This is a genomic window from Streptomyces kurssanovii, from assembly GCF_040677245.1.
Lineage (GTDB): Bacteria > Actinomycetota > Actinomycetes > Streptomycetales > Streptomycetaceae > Streptomyces > Streptomyces kurssanovii.
In genome coordinates this window covers 248,945-264,261 of sequence record NZ_JBFAQK010000002.1, presented here as the reverse complement: position 1 = coordinate 264,261, position 15,317 = coordinate 248,945, and the positions used below count along the sequence as shown (strand labels likewise).

Here is a 15,317-nt window from a genome sequence, read left to right as displayed (position 1 = left end):
CGGCCCGCCCGCGCCGACGGCGACGCCCCCGGCCTCTTCACGGGCCGGGGGCGTCGCCGTTGCGGCAGGCCGGATCACTTGCGGTTGTAGAGGCGCATCGTGACCGTGCCGAAGACGACCACCAGCACGGCCGACCAGCCGAGCGACCAGGCGATGTCCGCCGCGGGCCAGTTGCCCGCCATCAGCTCGCGCACCGCGGTGGAGACATGGGTGACAGGGCTGTTGTTGACGAAGGCCTGGAGCCAGCCGGGCATCGTCCGCGGGTCGACGAACACGTTGCTCAGGAACGTCATCGGGAAGATGACCATCATGCTGACGCCCATCACCGACTTCTCGGTGCGCAGCAGCAGACCGAACATCGTCCAGATCCACGAGAACGCGAACGAGAAGACCATCAGGACCGCGATGCCGAGGACGATGCCCACCGGCCCGCCGTCGGGGCGGTAGCCGATGATCAGGCCGACGGCCAGCATCACCACCGAGGCGATCAGATAGCGGACCACGTCGCCGAGCAGGTAGCCGACCATCGGCGCGGGCCGCCAGATCGGCAGCGTGCGGAACCGGTCGAAGACGCCCTTGGAGATGTCGTTGTTGACGGCGACACCCGTGTACATCGTGATCATCACGACGCTCATGGTCAGGATGCCGGGCAGCAGGAACTGGATGTACGCGTCGACGGAGCCGGCGATCGCGCCTCCGAAGAGGTACGTGTACATCAGCACCATCATGATCGGGAACGCCGTCACGTCGAACAGCTGCTCCGGCACATGCTTGATCTTGAGCATGGCGCGCCAGCCGAACGTCAGCGACGCCGACCACGCACTGGGCCTCGGGGGCCGCTCCGCGGCCACCAGCAGCGAGGCGAGATCCTCGGCGCTCGGTGCTTCGAGTTCCAGCTCGCCGGGGTCCTTGGTGGTGGTCGCGGTGCTCATGCGGCCTGCCCCTTCTTGTCGGTGAGGGCGAGGAAGACCTCGTCCAGGCTGGGCTGTCCCAGCGCGAAGTTGTCCACGGTGATGCCCGAGCGGGCGAGCTCGGCCAGCGCGTGCGCCGCCTGCTCCGCCGCTCCGCGTTCGGTGCCCTGGCCGTTGACCCGGGCGGTGAGGGCGACCGGGTCGGCGTCGAGCAGCACCTCCGCGCCCAGCGCCTCGGCGAGCACCCGCTCGGCCGCCGGCCGCTGATCGGCGTCGCGCAACCGCAGGTGCACGGCCCCCGACCCGACGGAGGCCTTCAGCTCGCCCTTGGTGCCCTCGGCGATGACCTTGCCGTGGTCGATCACGGCGATGCGTGAGGCGAGGTGGTCGGCCTCGTCGAGGTACTGCGTCGTCAGCAGCACCGTCGTCCCCTGGGAGACGACGGCCCGCACGATGTCCCAGACCTGGTTGCGGCTGCGCGGGTCGAGGCCGGTGGTGGGCTCGTCGAGGAAGAGCAGGTCCGGGGTGTTGAGGATGGACGCGGCGATGTCGATGCGGCGCCGCATGCCTCCCGAATAGTTCTTCACCTGCTTGCCGGCGGCCTCGCGCAGGCCGAACGCCTCCAGCAGCTGGGCGGCCCGGTCCCGGGCGGCCGGCTTGGCGTGGCCGAGCAGCCGCGCCAGCAGCACCAGGTTCTCCGTGCCCGTCAGGTCCTCGTCGACGGAGGCGTACTGCCCGGTGAGGCTCACCCGGCTGCGGACCGCGTCGGCGTCCTTCTGCACGTCCTTGCCGAAGACGCGGGCCTCACCGCCGTCCGGTCGCAGCAGGGTGGCGAGCATCCGGACGGTGGTCGTCTTGCCGGCGCCGTTCGGTCCGAGAAGCCCGTAGACCGTGCCGGCCGGCACCCGGAGGTCGACGCCGTCCACGGCGCGGTTGTCGCCGAAGACCTTCACCAGTCCGGTGGTCTCGATTGCCAGATCAGTCATCGTCAAGTCCTTCGGTCCCTTCGTGCCCGTGCAGTGGAGACGCCGTCGGGTGCGGGAAGTCATCGGTCGGGCGCGGAATCCCTCGTCCGGGCCGGGTAGTGCGTCGCACAGCGGCGCCCCACCGGACCGGCCGCCGCGGCGGTCGCGGCGCGACGCGCCCCGGGCGGCATCGCGTCGGCGGGCCGCCAACGGCGGCCCGCCGATCACAGTGTCCGGCCCCGGGGCTGCGCCTGTCCTACTCCCGCGTGTAATAGAAGTAGAAGGTCATGGCGGCCACACCGGCCCCGACCGCCACGCCGATCCCGGCGGCCCGCAGGACGCTCCCTCCGGCGAGGCTGGTCAGGAAGCCGACCGTCGCCCCGCTCAGGGCCCCATAGGCCAGGGCACGCAGTTCGCGCGGCAGGGCGTGCTGGACGCGCATCAACGCGAAGAGCAGCGCCGCGAGTACCACCGCGGTGATCACTCCGAGGACCCACTGGCCCCCGGTCGCCACGCCGTCGTTCTCCGCCCGCTTGATGAACGCTGCCCAGATGCCGATGACAAGGCCCAGGGCGACGGGCAGCGCCCAGGCGGTGGGACTGTGGTGCTGTCGTTCTGTGGACCGGCGCCGGCGGTGCGGCATCGCTGCGTGTGCGGCCATGGCGGAACGCTCCTTCCCTCTTCCCCCGCGCCTCTTCAGGGCACACCCGCGGGCGGCCGCAGGCAAGTCCTGGGCAGGGGCCGGACCGCGACCGGCCCTCCGTGCCGCGGGGGCGTCCGCAACGAACCCGCGGAAACGTGCGTCTCATGCCCGGGACCGCACAGTTCCCGTACGCACAGGCTCGGAGGCCGGTTTGGACAGGGCGACCTGGCAGAGCACGGAGGAGGGCGGGGCAGAAACCCCGCACGGCACGGCGGGGTCCGGTGCGCGTCGCGCCTCGGGGTGGCTCGCCGCGCTGCTGCTCCTCGCCCCCACCGCCGTCGCCGCCTGCCGTGCCGCGGACACGGACGGTGTCACGCCCGTCCCGCAACTGCTGGCGTTCCTGCCGTGGCTGCTGCTGCCCGCCGGCGCGGCCCTGCTCCTCGCCCTTCCGGCACGCAGCCGCTTCCTCGCGGGCTGGGCGGTCGCGGTGCTCGCGGTCACGGGGTGGTTCGTCAGGCCCTACGACACCGGGCTGACCGACAAACCGCCCGGTCCCGTCGTCGCCCGCCTCGACGTGCTGACCTCGAACGTCGAATTCGGGCAGGCCACGGGGGCGCTGGTGGCCACGCTGCGCCGCGAGCAGCCGGACATCGTCTTCGTCCAGGAATGCGACCACGCCTGCGCCGGCATCCTGGAGGCGGACGTGCCGCGTGCCGACTACCCGTACCGGCATGTCGTGGCGGATTTCTCCGCTGCCGGTTCCGCGATCCTCAGCAGGCATCCGCTGCGCCCCGCACCCGGTGTCGACAGCGCGCTCGCCATGCCCGGGGCGGTCGTCGACGTCGCCGGGCGTGAGGTGGGCCTCCAGCTCGCGCACCCTCTGCCGCCGGTCCCGGACGCCGTGGACGACTGGCGCCGGGAACTGGGGCTGCTGCGGAACCACGCGGCCCGCACGAAGGGTTCGCCGACCGTCGTGGCGGGCGACTTCAACGCGGGCCAGGACCACGCCGCTTTCCGCCGCATCCTCCGGGCGGGCGGACTGAGCGACAGCGCCACCCTCGCCGGAGCCGCCCGAACGCCCTCCTGGCCGGCCGCGCTGCGCCGCCCGCTGGGCACGCAGATCGACCATGTGCTGGTCAGCGAGGACTTCTCGGTGCGCCGGGCCCGCTTCCTGGACCTCCCCGACACCGACCACCGCTCGCTCCTCGTGGAGCTGGAACTGCACGATGTGCGCTGACGGCCGGTGCGCGCGAAAGTGGGTACGTGGTGCGGGACGGCGGGCCCGGGCAGGAGGCACCGCGGACGCGCGCCCCGCGCCGTGACCGTACGACCGGCTCACCGCCGAGGACGGCGCACCGGGCACCGAGCACCCGCACGACGGACCACGGAGCGGACGCCATGGACCACGAGCAGAAGAACGAGCAGGTCGACGAGCAGATCATCGACGACATCGGGGACCTCGTCGCCGAGGAGCGGGCGCTGCGCGACCGTTCCACCGACCAGCGCGGCCTCGGCCCCGACGAGCAGGCCCGGCTGCGTCAGCTGGAGATCCGGCTCGACCAGTGCTGGGACCTGCTGCGCCGGCGCCGTGCGAAGGCCGAGTTCGGGGAGGACCCCGGCACGGTGCGCGAACGGCCCGCCGAAGAGGTGGAGAACTACCGCAGCTGAGCACGGACGCGGCCCCCGCCCGCGGCCGAAGTGCCGTCGGCCCGCCCCCGTCCGAGTGCCGTGAGCCCCTGCCCGCAACGGGGCGGGTCGCGGTGAAGCTTGCGTCCGGCGGCCCGTTCGGGGTCTCTTGAAGCCATGGGACGACGCGAGGGCGGCAACGGCGGCCGCACGGGGCGCCTGACGCCGCCGGACTGGCTGATGCACGGTCTGCGGCCCGCGTCCGTGCCCGTCCCCAAGGCCGCCGTCGGCCGCGCCGCCGTCGCCCTCGCCGCGCCACTGGCGGTCGGTCTGGCGACCGGACGCCCCGAATACGGCGCGCTGGTGTCGATGGGCGCCCTGGCCGGTGTCATCGGCGACACCGCCGACGCCTACCGGATGCGTCTGCTGAACATCGCCGTCCCGCAGTTCTTCGGAGCGGTCGGCGTGACCCTCGGCATCCTCGTACACGGGGAGGGCTGGGTCGCGGTCGGTGCGCTCACGCTCGTCGCGCTCGTCTCCGGCATGATCTCCTCCATCGGCGCGGTGGCCTCCGTCTCCGGGCTGCTGCTCCTGCTCAACGCCGTGGTGGGGGCCGGGCTGCCGATGCCCGGACCCTGGTGGAAGGCCCCGCTGCTGCTCACGCTCGGCGGGCTGTTCGTCCTCGTACTGACCCTGCTGGCCTGGCCGGTGCGTGCCCGGGTCCCGGAGCAGGCGGCGGTCGCCGCGACCTACCGCAGCGTCGCCGCACTGCTCGCCGCCGCGGGCACCACCGACTACGACGCCCGCCGTCAGGACGTCACCGAGTCGCTCAACACCTCGTACGACCTCGTCCTGGCCCGGCGCGCCCGCGACCACGGCCGGCGGGGCGGGCTGGTCCGGCTGCTCGCCCAGCTCAACGTCGTCGTCCCGCTCGTCGAGGCCGCGGCCGCGGCGCACCGTTACGGCCGGGCCTCCCGGCGGCCCGAGATCGCGGCGGCGGTCGGCGAGTTGGCCGACTCGGTGGAGCAGCGGCGCACCGCCGCGCCCGAGTTCGCGCTGCCCGACCCCGAAGGCCCGGCGGACCGCGCCGTGAACAGCGCCCTGCGCCACGCGTCGGCAGTCGTCCACCGGACCGACCCGGACCCGGCGGGCGTGGACGACCGGCTGGGCCGGCCCGCGGCGCTCGGCGTCAGGGCGCGCCGGGCGGCCCGCAACGTCCTGCTGTCGGAGCCCTCGTGGCGTTACGGGCTGCGGCTCGCGCTCTGCATCGGGCTGGCGCAGACGCTGGTGTCGCTGGTGCCGGTCACGCGCTCCTACTGGGTGGCCCTCACCGTCACGTTCGTCCTCAAACCGGACTTCGGCTCGGTGTTCTCCCGCGCCGTGCTGCGGGCGCTCGGCACGGCCGCAGGTCTCCTCGTGGCGGCCGCCGTGCTGGCGGCGGTGGAGCGCGGCTGGTGGGACGTGCCCGTGATGATGGTCCTCGCGGCACTGATCCCGGCGTTCTCCGTCAAGGGTTACGCCTTCCAGACCGCGGCGATCACCCCGGTGATCCTGATGCTGTCGGACATCATCGACCACGAGGGCTTCCACCTGGTGCTGCCGCGTCTGGTGGACAGCCTCATCGGGTGCGCCATCGTGCTGGTGGCCGGCTATCTGATGTGGCCGGAGAGCTGGCACACCCGGATCGGGGACCGGCTCGCGCAGTGTGTGGAGGACACGGCGAACTATGTGGCGTCCGCGTTCGGCGGCACGGGCCATGCCGAGCGGGCGCACAACCGCCGGCGTATCTACCGCGACCTGTCCTCCGTGCGCTCCGAGTTCCAGCGGGCGCTGACCGAGCCGCCGCCGACCGGGACGCGGGCCGCGGCCTGGTGGCCGCTGGTCGTCGCCGCCGAGCGGATCGTGGACGCGACGACAGCGGCGCGGGTCCGCGTCGACCACGGCGCCGAACCGCCCGGCGCCGCCGAGGTCACCGAGATCGAGCGGCAGTTGCGCGAGCTGGCGGACGGGCTGCGGTCGAGCGAGGTGCTGGTCGAGGTGCGGGCGGATCTGCCGGGCGACGAGGAGGGTGTGCTGGCGCCGCTGCGCCAGGAGGTGCGGGCGGCCCGGGCGATCGCGTCACCCGCGCCGAGGTCGTGACGCGGCCTCGCCGCAGGTGCTCCCGGTCGTGCTCGCCGCCGGACCGGTCAGCCCTTGTGCCGGGCGCCGTGGAGCCGTTCCAGCTCGCGCCGGTCGCGCTTGGTCGGACGGCCGGCCCCGCGGTCACGTACCGCCGCCGGGGCGGCGAACTCCTTGGGCGGGGGCGGCGGGCTGTTGTCCACGTACGCCTCCGCCGCGACCGGCGGGCCGACCCGCTTCCGCAGGATCTTCGAGACGACGACCAGACGCTCGCGCCCGGCGTGGAACAGCCGCACCTGGTCGCCGACGCGCAGTGACTGGGCCGGCTTGACGCGCTCGCCGTTGACACGCACATGGCCGGCGCGGCAGGCGGCCGACGCCTGCGAGCGGGTCTTGGTGAGCCGTACCGACCAGATCCACACGTCGACGCGTACGGTCCCCTCGCCTGACGTGGACGCTCCCTCTGCAGCCATGTCCCGACTCTACGACCCGCGGCCGTTCAGTGGCACGGACCCGTGCGGACGGGAGCGGACCCGCCCGCCTCCGCCCGTGCGGAGGGGAAGGGCCCCGTCCGCCTCCGCCCGTGCGGACGGAAGCGGACCCCGCCCCCTCACCTGTGTGCACACATCCGACTACGATGCGCACGATCCCCCGGCGCGGAGCGTTCTCTCCGTACGGGCGACCCCTTTCTGATGCGCCGGCACATTCCGCGCGGCACAAGGGCATTCGGAGACTTCTATGCGCAGCGGCTCCGGCAGAGGGCTCCGGCCCAATGTCCTCGGGACGTTCGACACCGTCGTCATGGCCGTGGCGGGCAGCGCCCCCGCCTATTCGATCGCGGCCACCACGGCGGTGCTCGTCGCCACGGTCGGACTCGCCGGGCCCGCGGCGCTGCTGTACTGCGCGATCCCCATGCTCGGCATCGTCCTTGCCTTCGGCAGGCTCGGCCGTATCGACGTCAACGCGGGCGCCGGTTACTCCTGGGTCGGGCGGACCCTCCACCCGTTCCTGGGGTTCCTCTCCGGATGGGCGCTGGTCGTCTCGACGACGATCTTCATGGTGGCGGGTTCGCTGCCCGCGGGCGCGATGACCCTGTCGCTCTTCGACCCGGACCTCGCCGACGACCGGTTCCTCGCCACGGCCGTGGGAGCGGCGTGGTTCCTCGCGATGCTGCTCGTCGTACTCGGCGGGGCGCGGCTGACGGTGCGCGCCCAGCTGCTCCTGACCGGCACCGAGCTGGCGATCCTGCTCTTCTTCGTCGGGGCGGCCGTGCTGCACGAGGGCGCCGCGACCACCTTCGACTGGTCCTGGTTCGGCTTCTCGCACTTCGACGGGACGGCCGGCTTCGCCTCCGGGGCGCTGATCGCCACCTTCTACTACTGGGGCTGGGACGTCACCAGCAACCTCAGCGAGGAGACCCGGAACAGCCGCCGCACCGCCGGACTCGGCGCGCTCGTCGGTGTCGGGATCGTCTTCCTGCTGTTCGAGGCGTTCACGATCGCCGTCAACGTCGTCCTGACGTCCGGCGAGATCCAGGCCGCCGGAGCGAACGTGCCGGCCGTGCTCGGGGCCGCCGTCTGGCCCGGGGTCGGCGGAAAACTGCTGGTCCTGGCGGTACTGCTGTCCACCGTCGCCACCCTGGAGACCACCCTGATCCAGGTCACCCGCTCGCTGTTCGCGATGGGCCGCGACCGGACGATGCCCGCGGCGCTGGGCCTGGTCCACCAGCGCTGGAACACGCCCTGGGCGGCCGTAGCGGTCGTCGGCGTGGTCGCCCTCGCCATGTTCATGGCCTCCACGGCGCTCGGCTCCGTCGCCGACGTGGTCGCCGCGGCGGTCGCCGCGATAGGCCTCCAGATCGCCTTCTACTACGGGCTCGCCGGGATCGCCGCCGTCGTCGCGTACCGCAGGATGCTGCTGGTGTCCGTGCGCGAGTTCCTGCTCGGCGGCGTGTGGCCGCTGCTGGGCGCGCTGTTCATGCTGTGGATCTTCTTCGAGTCGCTCGGTGAGCTGAGCGGCGCGTCGGTCGCGATCGGTCTCGGCGGCCTCGCCTCCGGTCTCGTCCCGATGGTCCTCTACTGGCGGCGGGGCAGCGCGTACTACCGGCCGGCCCGGCTGGACGCGGCCCGCGCCGTCGCCGGGGACGGCGCCGGTGACCGCGGCCCCCATCGCGGTGACTACGCCGACAAGGCGCTGGCCACGGACTTCTGAACGCCACCGGGACCGCTGAAGGCACGTCGCACGAACGCACCGCCGAGGGGAGTGACGCAGATGGCCGTACGCCGCCGCTTCGTACCGGACTTCGATCCCGCGTTCGGGGACCGTCCCCTGGCCGACGCCCTGCACGACATCGTCATCGGCCGCTGGCAGGGCGTCCGCGACCTGCTGCACACCACCGGCGACGACTGGCCGCTGCGCACCCACCGGATCCGGCTGCTCGCCCACGCCGCGGCCGGCTCCTCCGCGGCCGAGATCTGGCGGGCCGCGGAACCGGACCGCCCGGACGCCGCGGTCCTGAGCGCCGCCACGGACGTCGTGCGCGCGTTCCAGCGGGTCATCGCCACGGGCCGCGGCGGAGCCGGCCGCGCGCGGCTCGACGCGGCGGTACGGGCCTGTCTCACCGCCGCCGACGCCCACCCGGCCGACCCCATGCCGTGGGTGTCGCTGCTGACCGTGGCCCGGCTCTACGAGGACGGGGTCCCCCGCCGTGAACTGCGCGGCTGGTGGGACGAGCTGCGCCGGCGCGACCCGTACAACGTCGAAGGCCATGTGCAGCTGCTGCGCTACCACTCGGCCCGCTGGCACGGCACGCACGGCAGGATGTACGACTTCGCCCGCGACGCGGCCGGTGCGTCACCGCCCGGCTCACCGCTGCCGGTGCTGGTGCAGATCGCCCGCGCGGAGGAGTACCGGTACGTCGCTGACGCCGCGCAAGGCCGGGTCGTGCGCGGATTCGACCAGCACTGGAAGCACGAGCTGGCGATCAGGGAGATCCGCCGCACCTGGGAGCGGTGGGTCCTGTGGCGTACGGACGGACCCGTCGCGCCCCAGGAGATCGGGGAGCTCAACTACCTCACGCACGCCGCGTGCCTCGCGGGACTGCGGCAGGAGGCGGGCGGACTGTTCACGCTGCTCGGCACCCGGGCGGCGTACCTCCCGTGGGCGTACACGGGAGACGCCGCCGAACAGTTCACGAGGTGGCGCGCACACGTGGGCGCCACCTCGTGAATCCGCTGCCGGGTCAGGCGCCGATGTCCCCGCCGTCCTTGCGGTAGACGGCGACGACCGACGGGCGGACCAGCTTGCCCGGTCCGTCGGGCCAGGCGCTCGCGGGCTTCTCGACGGACGCGCCGTCGACCTCGCCCGGATGCTGCACCGCCACCAGGACACGGCGGTCCTGGATGATCGGGCCGCAGGTCTCCGCACCGATCGGCACGGTCAGGAACTGCTTCAGCTCACCACGGCGCTCTCCCTGCGTCGCCACGCCGAACAGGCCGTCGTGGGTGCCGAGCGCGTTGCCGTCCGTGGACAGCCACAGGTTCCCGTGCGGGTCGAACGCCACGTTGTCCGGGCAGGAGATGGGGCTGACCCTGTCCTTCGGGAAGCCGGCGAAGTAGGTCGCCGGGTCGTTCGGATCGCCGGCGACGAGGAAGAGACGCCAGGCGAATCCGTCCGACGCCGGGTCGTCCCAGTGCTCGGCGAGCTCGAGGACCTGGCCGTGCTTGTTGCCGTTGCGCGGGTTGGCCTCGTCCGCGCCCGCCTTGCCGGCGGCACCGCGGTCCTTGTTGTTCGTGAGCGCCACGTACACCCGGCCGGAGCGGGGGCTCGGCTCGACGTCCTCGGGGCGGTCCATCTTCGTCGCGCCGACCTTGTCACCGGCGAGACGGGTGAAGACGTACACCTCCTCCGCGGTCATGCCGGGCACGTGCGACACGTCTCCCGTCGCGAGCGGGATCCACACGCCGGAACCGTCGAACTCGCCGTCGTTCGGGAGCTTGCCGGTGCCGTCGATCTCGGCGGCGGGGCTGTCGCCGGTCAGCTTGGCGACGTACAGGGTGCCCTCGTCCAGCAGCGTGCGGTTGTGCTCGCGCGCGGCCCGGCCGCCGCCCTTCTTCATCCGCTTCGAGGAGACGAACTTGTAGAAGTAGTCGAAGCGCTCGTCGTCGCCCATGTAGACGACGGGACGGCCGTCGGCGGTGAGCCTGGGCTGCGCGGCCTCGTGCTTGAACCGGCCCAGCGCGGTGCGCTTGGCGGGCGTGAAGTCCGGGTCGAACGGGTCGAGTTCGACGACCCAGCCGTGGCGGTGGACCTCGTTGGGCTCCTGCTTGACGTCGAAACGCTTGTCGAAACGCTCCCACTTGCGCTCCGTGGCGCCGGAGCCGATGCCGTAGCGCTTGTCCGTCGCGCTCGAACCGTTCGCGAAGTACTGGTTGAAGTTCTCCTCGCCGTGGAGGGTGGTTCCCCACGGGGTGGTGCCGCCGGCGCAGTTGTTGAGCGTGCCGAGCACCTTGGTGCCCGCGGGGTCGGCGGAGGTGCGCAGCAGCGCGCTGCCGGCGGCCGGGCCGGTGACCTCGAACTCGCTCGTCGCGGTGAGACGGCGGTTGAGCGGGTGACGGTTCACCGGGGTGAGCCTGCCGGAACGGTTCTCCTCCTGGACCACGACGACCGACAGACCGTGCGCGGCCCAGGCGATCTCGACCTGCTCGCGGGTCGGGTTCTCGGGGTCGTACCCCTTGAACATCAGGACCTCGTCCGTGTACTCGTGGTTCGCCACGAGGACCTGGCGGCCGCGCTCGCCCGGGAGCGGGAGCAGGCTGAGGAAGTCGTTGTTGTAGCCGAACTGACCGGCCTGCGCCTTCGCCGACTGCCGGTCCGGGTCGAAGGCGGGGGCGCCGCGGAGTATCGGCTCGCCCCAGCGGATGACCACACTCTGCGCGTAGCCCTCCGGGACGGTGACCTTGTCGTCCTTGTTGGGGGCGACGGGCGCGAAGCGCAGACCCCGGGCGCCGTCCACCTTCCCGGCAGTCCGCTTGCCGCCGTGGGCCTCCGCGGGAGTGGCCGCCTGGACGACGGCCGAGCCGCCGGCCGCGGCGGCGACGGTCACGACCGCGGCGGCGCGCATCATCGAACGACGCGACAGGGCGCTCGCTATGACATCACCGACGTACTCGTTGTCGCTGGTGTTCGGGACCTCGTGGAAGCAGGCGTCGCCGCAGCGGTAACGGCAGGTGAGGGCGGAACGTCCGCCCGCGTGCGGAGTGGTGGTCAACAGCGGCAGCAGTTTGCGCACTTCGTCCTCCTTCGGCGCACCTGCGCCGACATGGTGTCGGAATGATTCCGGCCATGACGTTAGAGGCGCACATCTGCACGGCGGCGGACGCGAGGTGAACGACGGATGAATGGGGCACGGCCGGGGCCCGGTCGAGGTGTGTGGAACGGTCCGACGGGTGCCCTCCCCGGAGCCGCGCCGGGCGGCCGCTAACCTTACGTGTCCGCCCTGGCCTTGTAGCCCCGGGCAGGAGCGGACAGTCACCGCACCCAACTCATGTGAAAGGCCTCGCCCATGGGTATTCGGAGCATGCTGCGCAAGGTGTTCGGCCGCGACCGCGATGAGCGTGACGGGTCGGCGGCACCCTCCGTTCCGGCCCAGAGCGAGCGCACGGAACCGGCCAAGGACACGTCCGACGCGACGGTTCCCGCGCAGCCCCCGGCCGACCGGGCGGCGGACCTGGTCTCCGCCGCGTTCGACAACCCGGCCCCGCGCCACCGCCCCACGTCGGTCCCGGCCCAGGGCACATCGCCGGAGCCGAGCGCCTCCACCGAGACGGCCGAGCCGAAGCCGGCCGAGGCCCCCGAGGCCACCGAGGCCCCCGAGGCCCCCGAGGCCCCCGAGGCCGAGGTTGCCCGGGCCGACAAGGCCGCCGAGGCCGAGGTTGCCCGGGCCGACAAGGCCGCCGAGGCCGAGGTTGCCCGGGCCGAGGCTGCCGAGGCTCCGGTTGCGGAGCCCGCGGCGGAGACGGCCGCTGAGGACAAGGCTGCCGGGGCCGAGGCCCCGGTGACCGAGCCGGCGACGGAGGAGGCTCCCGAGGCCGAGGTCGTTGCGGACAAGGCGGTCGTGGCCGCGACCACCGAGGCCGAGGTCGCAGAGGCCGTGGTCGATGCGGCCGAGGACAAGTCCGTCGAGGCCGAGGCCGTCGAGGCCGAGCCCGCGGCCGAGAAGGCCGCCGTGGACGAGGTCGTGGAGCACACGACCGCCGAGGTCGCCGAGGACAAGGCCGTCGCGGCCGAGGAGCCCGCTGCGGCCGAGCCGGTCGTCACCGCTGACCCGGTCGTGACCGAGCCCGAGGCGGCCGCGGAGGAGCCCGAGGTCACCGCGGCCGACGAGCCCGCCGCGGCCGAGCCGGTCGCGGCCAAGGAGTCCGTCGCCGACTCGCCGGTCGCGACCGACGAGCCCGCCGCCGAAACCCCGGTCGCGGCCGAGGCCGAGGAGCCCGAGGCCGCAGCCGCCCCCGTCACCGAGGCCACCGAGGCCGCAGAGGCCGACGAGACCGAGGCCCCCGCGCCCGCGCCCGCGCCCACGGCCATGGACGAGACCACCGTCACCGACGAGCCCGCCGGGCGCGCCGCCATCGGACTCGCCCGGTTCAAGGCGCGGGCGCCGCAGCTGGTGGACGCGTACAAGGCCGCCGGCGCCGCCCTCAAGAAGGCGGAGCTCACCGGGGCGCGGGCCCGGGTGTACCTCGTGCTCGACCGGTCCGGATCCATGCGCCCGTTCTTCAAGGACGGCAGCGCCCAGCGTCTCGGTGAGCAGGCTCTCGCGCTGTCCGCGCACCTCGACGCCGACGCGACCGTCGATGTCGTCTTCTTCTCGACCGAGATCGACGGCACCGGCGAGCTGACCCTCGACTCCCACGAGGGCCGCGTCGACGAGCTGCACGCGGGGCTCGGCCGTATGGGCCGTACGAACTACCACCTCGCCGTCGAGGAGGTCCTCGCCCTGCACGCGAAGAAGAACACCGACGCCCCCGCGTTCGTGATCTTCCAGACCGACGGCGCCCCCGAGTCGAAGACCGCCGCCACCGCCGCGCTCGCGGCGACCGCCGGCAAGCCGGTGTTCTGGCAGTTCGTGGCGTTCGGCGAGCACGACGCCAAGGCGTTCGACTACCTGCGCAAGCTCCAGCTGGACAACGCCGCCTTCTTCCATGCCGGCCCGGCGCCCCTCGAGCTCCCGCACGCGGAGCTGTTCAAGGGGATCCTCGAGGTCTGGCGGCCGTGAGCACGACCCGGCGGTGACCCCCGGTGATGTCCGGGCGGACGCGGAAAGCGTCCGCCCGGACGTCACAGAGGGTGCCGGACGTCACCCGTGCCCTCGGCACGCGTGTGAGTCGATCTTCTCGGGCCCGATAGGATTTCGACCATGGCGGCCACTGGATCCGAGAAGCAGGGGGCGAAGGCGTACTACGTCTCGACCCCCATTTACTACGTCAACGACGCTCCTCACCTGGGCCACGCCTATACGACCGTCGCAGGCGACGTGCTCACACGCTGGCACCGTCAGCGTGGCGAGAAGGTGTGGTACCTCACCGGCACGGACGAGCACGGTCAGAAGATCATGCGCACCGCGGAGGCGAACGGGGTCACGCCCCAGGAGTGGTGCGACAAGCTCGTCGAGGAGGCCTGGAAGCCCCTCTGGGAGCACCTGAACATCGCGAACGACGACTTCATCCGCACCACGGAGAAGCGGCACACGGACCGTGTGCAGGAGTTCGTGCAGGACCTGTACGACAAGGGCGAGATCTACAAGGGCGGGTACGAAGGCCCGTACTGCGTGGGCTGCGAGGAGTACAAGCTCCCCGGCGACCTCATCGAGGCCGAGGACGGCACCAAGCTGTGCCCGATCCACAAGAAGCCGGTGGAGATCCTCAAGGAGGAGAACTACTTCTTCAAGCTCAGTGAGTACGGCCCGAAGCTGCTCGACTTCTACGCGGCGAACCCGGACTTCATCCAGCCCGAGTCGGCCCGCAACGAGGTCGTGAACTTCGTCAAGCAGGGCCTTCAGGACCTGTCCATCTCGCGCTCGACGTTCGACTGGGGCGTTCCGGTCCCGTGGGACGAGAAGCACGTCATCTACGTGTGGATCGACGCGCTCCTCAACTACGCCACCGCTGTCGGCTACGGCTCGAACCAGGCGAAGTTCGACGAGACCTTCCCCGCCAACGTCCACCTGGTGGGCAAGGACATCCTGCGCTTCCACGCGATCATCTGGCCCGCGATGCTGATGGCGCAGGGCCTGCCGGTGCCCGGCAAGGTCGCGGCCAACGGCTGGCTGATGGTCGGCGGCGAGAAGATGTCGAAGTCCAACCTGACCGGCATCAAGCCGCAGGACCTCACCTCGCACTTCGGTGTGGACGCGTACCGCTGGTACTTCCTGCGCGCCATCGCGTTCGGCCAGGACGGTTCGTTCTCCTGGGAGGACTTCACCGCCCGGTACACCTCCGAGCTCGCCAACGACTACGGCAACCTCGCCTCCCGCGTGGCGGCGATGGTCGGCAAGTACTTCGACGGTGCGCTGCCCGCGGCCACGGCCTCGGGTGAGGCGGAGAAGGCCGTCCAGGACGGCCTGGCGAAGGCGGTCGCGGAGGCCGACCGGAAGATCGGCGAGGAGCTGGACTTCCAGAGCGGCATCCTGAGCGTCTTCGAGTTCGTGAAGCAGGTCAACGGCTACATCACGGAGCAGGAGCCGTGGAAGGTCGCGAAGGACGACTCCCCGGAGGGCCGGGCCCGCCTGGCAACCATCCTGTACACGGCGGCGGAGTCCCTGCGCGCGGTCGCGGTCCTGCTCAACCCGGTCATGCCGGAGACGTCCCAGAAGCTGTGGGACTCCCTCGGTGCCGAGGCCCCGCTGGGCGCACTCGCGGACCAGAGGGTCCAGGAGGCCGGCGAGTGGGGCAAGCTGCCCGCCGGAACGACGGTGACGAAGGGCGCGGTCCTGTTCCCGCGCCTGGAGGAGCCGAAGAAGGCCTGACCCGCCCGGCGCGGACACTCCACGTACAC

General features: G+C 72.4%; 12 protein-coding genes. 7 read left to right on the top strand and 5 right to left on the bottom strand.

Features of this window, described 5'->3' with window-relative positions:
- Nucleotides 1–74 precede the first annotated feature (74 nt).
- The 3 genes from AB0K36_RS03240 to AB0K36_RS03230 all read right to left on the bottom strand — a co-directional run bounded on the left by AB0K36_RS03240 (nt 75) and on the right by AB0K36_RS03230 (nt 2,537).
- Nucleotides 75–932, bottom strand: a complete 858-nt coding sequence (locus AB0K36_RS03240) for an ABC transporter permease (protein ID WP_364587483.1) — start codon at nt 930–932, stop codon at nt 75–77.
- Complete coding sequence (locus AB0K36_RS03235; RefSeq protein WP_364587480.1) at nt 929–1,897, bottom strand: ATP-binding cassette domain-containing protein; 969 nt, start codon at nt 1,895–1,897, stop codon at nt 929–931. The genes AB0K36_RS03240 and AB0K36_RS03235 overlap by 4 nt, the downstream gene beginning before the upstream one ends.
- 235 nt (nt 1,898–2,132) lie before the next feature.
- A complete protein-coding gene (locus AB0K36_RS03230) occupies nt 2,133–2,537 on the bottom strand; it encodes a hypothetical protein (RefSeq protein WP_364587477.1) in 405 nt (134 codons plus the stop codon).
- 193 nt (nt 2,538–2,730) lie between these two features.
- Here AB0K36_RS03230 and AB0K36_RS03225 point away from each other — a divergent pair, with 193 nt between their 5' ends.
- From AB0K36_RS03225 to AB0K36_RS03215, 3 genes are all read left to right on the top strand, one after another.
- Complete coding sequence (locus tag AB0K36_RS03225; protein WP_364587474.1) at nt 2,731–3,756, top strand: endonuclease/exonuclease/phosphatase family protein; 1,026 nt, start codon at nt 2,731–2,733, stop codon at nt 3,754–3,756.
- A gap of 161 nt (nt 3,757–3,917) precedes the next feature.
- Nucleotides 3,918–4,187 carry a DUF2630 family protein gene (locus AB0K36_RS03220; RefSeq protein WP_189473253.1) on the top strand — a complete coding sequence of 90 codons (270 nt, stop codon included), beginning with the start codon at nt 3,918–3,920 and terminating at the stop codon, nt 4,185–4,187.
- Nucleotides 4,188–4,322: 135 nt separating this feature from the next.
- Nucleotides 4,323–6,284: an FUSC family protein gene (locus AB0K36_RS03215; protein WP_364587471.1), complete on the top strand. Its 1,962-nt coding sequence runs from the start codon at nt 4,323–4,325 to the stop codon at nt 6,282–6,284.
- Nucleotides 6,285–6,331: 47 nt separating this feature from the next.
- On the opposite strand, the gene AB0K36_RS03210 is transcribed toward AB0K36_RS03215, so the two are convergent.
- Nucleotides 6,332–6,736 (bottom strand): RNA-binding S4 domain-containing protein, encoded by a 405-nt coding sequence (locus AB0K36_RS03210; RefSeq protein WP_364587468.1) that lies wholly within the window; start codon nt 6,734–6,736, stop codon nt 6,332–6,334.
- A gap of 265 nt (nt 6,737–7,001) precedes the next feature.
- Between AB0K36_RS03210 and AB0K36_RS03205 the strand changes: the two genes are divergently transcribed.
- Entirely contained in the window at nt 7,002–8,474 is a 1,473-nt protein-coding gene (locus tag AB0K36_RS03205) for an APC family permease (RefSeq protein ID WP_364587465.1), read from the top strand.
- 60 nt (nt 8,475–8,534) lie between these two features.
- Nucleotides 8,535–9,491: a hypothetical protein gene (locus tag AB0K36_RS03200; protein WP_364587462.1), complete on the top strand. Its 957-nt coding sequence runs from the start codon at nt 8,535–8,537 to the stop codon at nt 9,489–9,491.
- A 13-nt stretch (nt 9,492–9,504) separates the two neighbouring features.
- Here AB0K36_RS03200 and AB0K36_RS03195 read toward each other — a convergent pair whose 3' ends face one another.
- On the bottom strand, nt 9,505–11,553 hold the full coding sequence (locus AB0K36_RS03195; RefSeq protein WP_364587459.1) for a PhoX family protein: 2,049 nt from the start codon (nt 11,551–11,553) through the stop codon (nt 9,505–9,507).
- A gap of 273 nt (nt 11,554–11,826) precedes the next feature.
- On the opposite strand from AB0K36_RS03195, the gene AB0K36_RS03190 reads away from it, so the two are divergent.
- Entirely contained in the window at nt 11,827–13,539 is a 1,713-nt protein-coding gene (locus tag AB0K36_RS03190) for a VWA domain-containing protein (protein ID WP_364587456.1), read from the top strand.
- A 141-nt stretch (nt 13,540–13,680) separates the two neighbouring features.
- Nucleotides 13,681–15,288, top strand: coding sequence for a methionine--tRNA ligase (gene metG / locus AB0K36_RS03185; protein ID WP_364587453.1), 1,608 nt, complete (start codon nt 13,681–13,683; stop codon nt 15,286–15,288).
- The last annotated feature ends 29 nt before the right edge of the window (nt 15,289–15,317 follow it).

Coding starts and splice junctions, on each gene's coding strand:
- AB0K36_RS03220 (WP_189473253.1), top strand. CDS start 3,918: ATGGACCACGAGCAGAAGAACGAGCAGGTCGACGAGCAGATCATCGAC.
- AB0K36_RS03235 (WP_364587480.1), bottom strand. CDS start 1,897: ATGACTGATCTGGCAATCGAGACCACCGGACTGGTGAAGGTCTTCGGC.
- metG (WP_364587453.1), top strand. CDS start 13,681: ATGGCGGCCACTGGATCCGAGAAGCAGGGGGCGAAGGCGTACTACGTC.
- AB0K36_RS03205 (WP_364587465.1), top strand. CDS start 7,002: ATGCGCAGCGGCTCCGGCAGAGGGCTCCGGCCCAATGTCCTCGGGACG.
- AB0K36_RS03200 (WP_364587462.1), top strand. CDS start 8,535: ATGGCCGTACGCCGCCGCTTCGTACCGGACTTCGATCCCGCGTTCGGG.
- AB0K36_RS03240 (WP_364587483.1), bottom strand. CDS start 932: ATGAGCACCGCGACCACCACCAAGGACCCCGGCGAGCTGGAACTCGAA.
- AB0K36_RS03210 (WP_364587468.1), bottom strand. CDS start 6,736: ATGGCTGCAGAGGGAGCGTCCACGTCAGGCGAGGGGACCGTACGCGTC.
- AB0K36_RS03190 (WP_364587456.1), top strand. CDS start 11,827: ATGGGTATTCGGAGCATGCTGCGCAAGGTGTTCGGCCGCGACCGCGAT.
- AB0K36_RS03215 (WP_364587471.1), top strand. CDS start 4,323: ATGGGACGACGCGAGGGCGGCAACGGCGGCCGCACGGGGCGCCTGACG.
- AB0K36_RS03230 (WP_364587477.1), bottom strand. CDS start 2,537: ATGGCCGCACACGCAGCGATGCCGCACCGCCGGCGCCGGTCCACAGAA.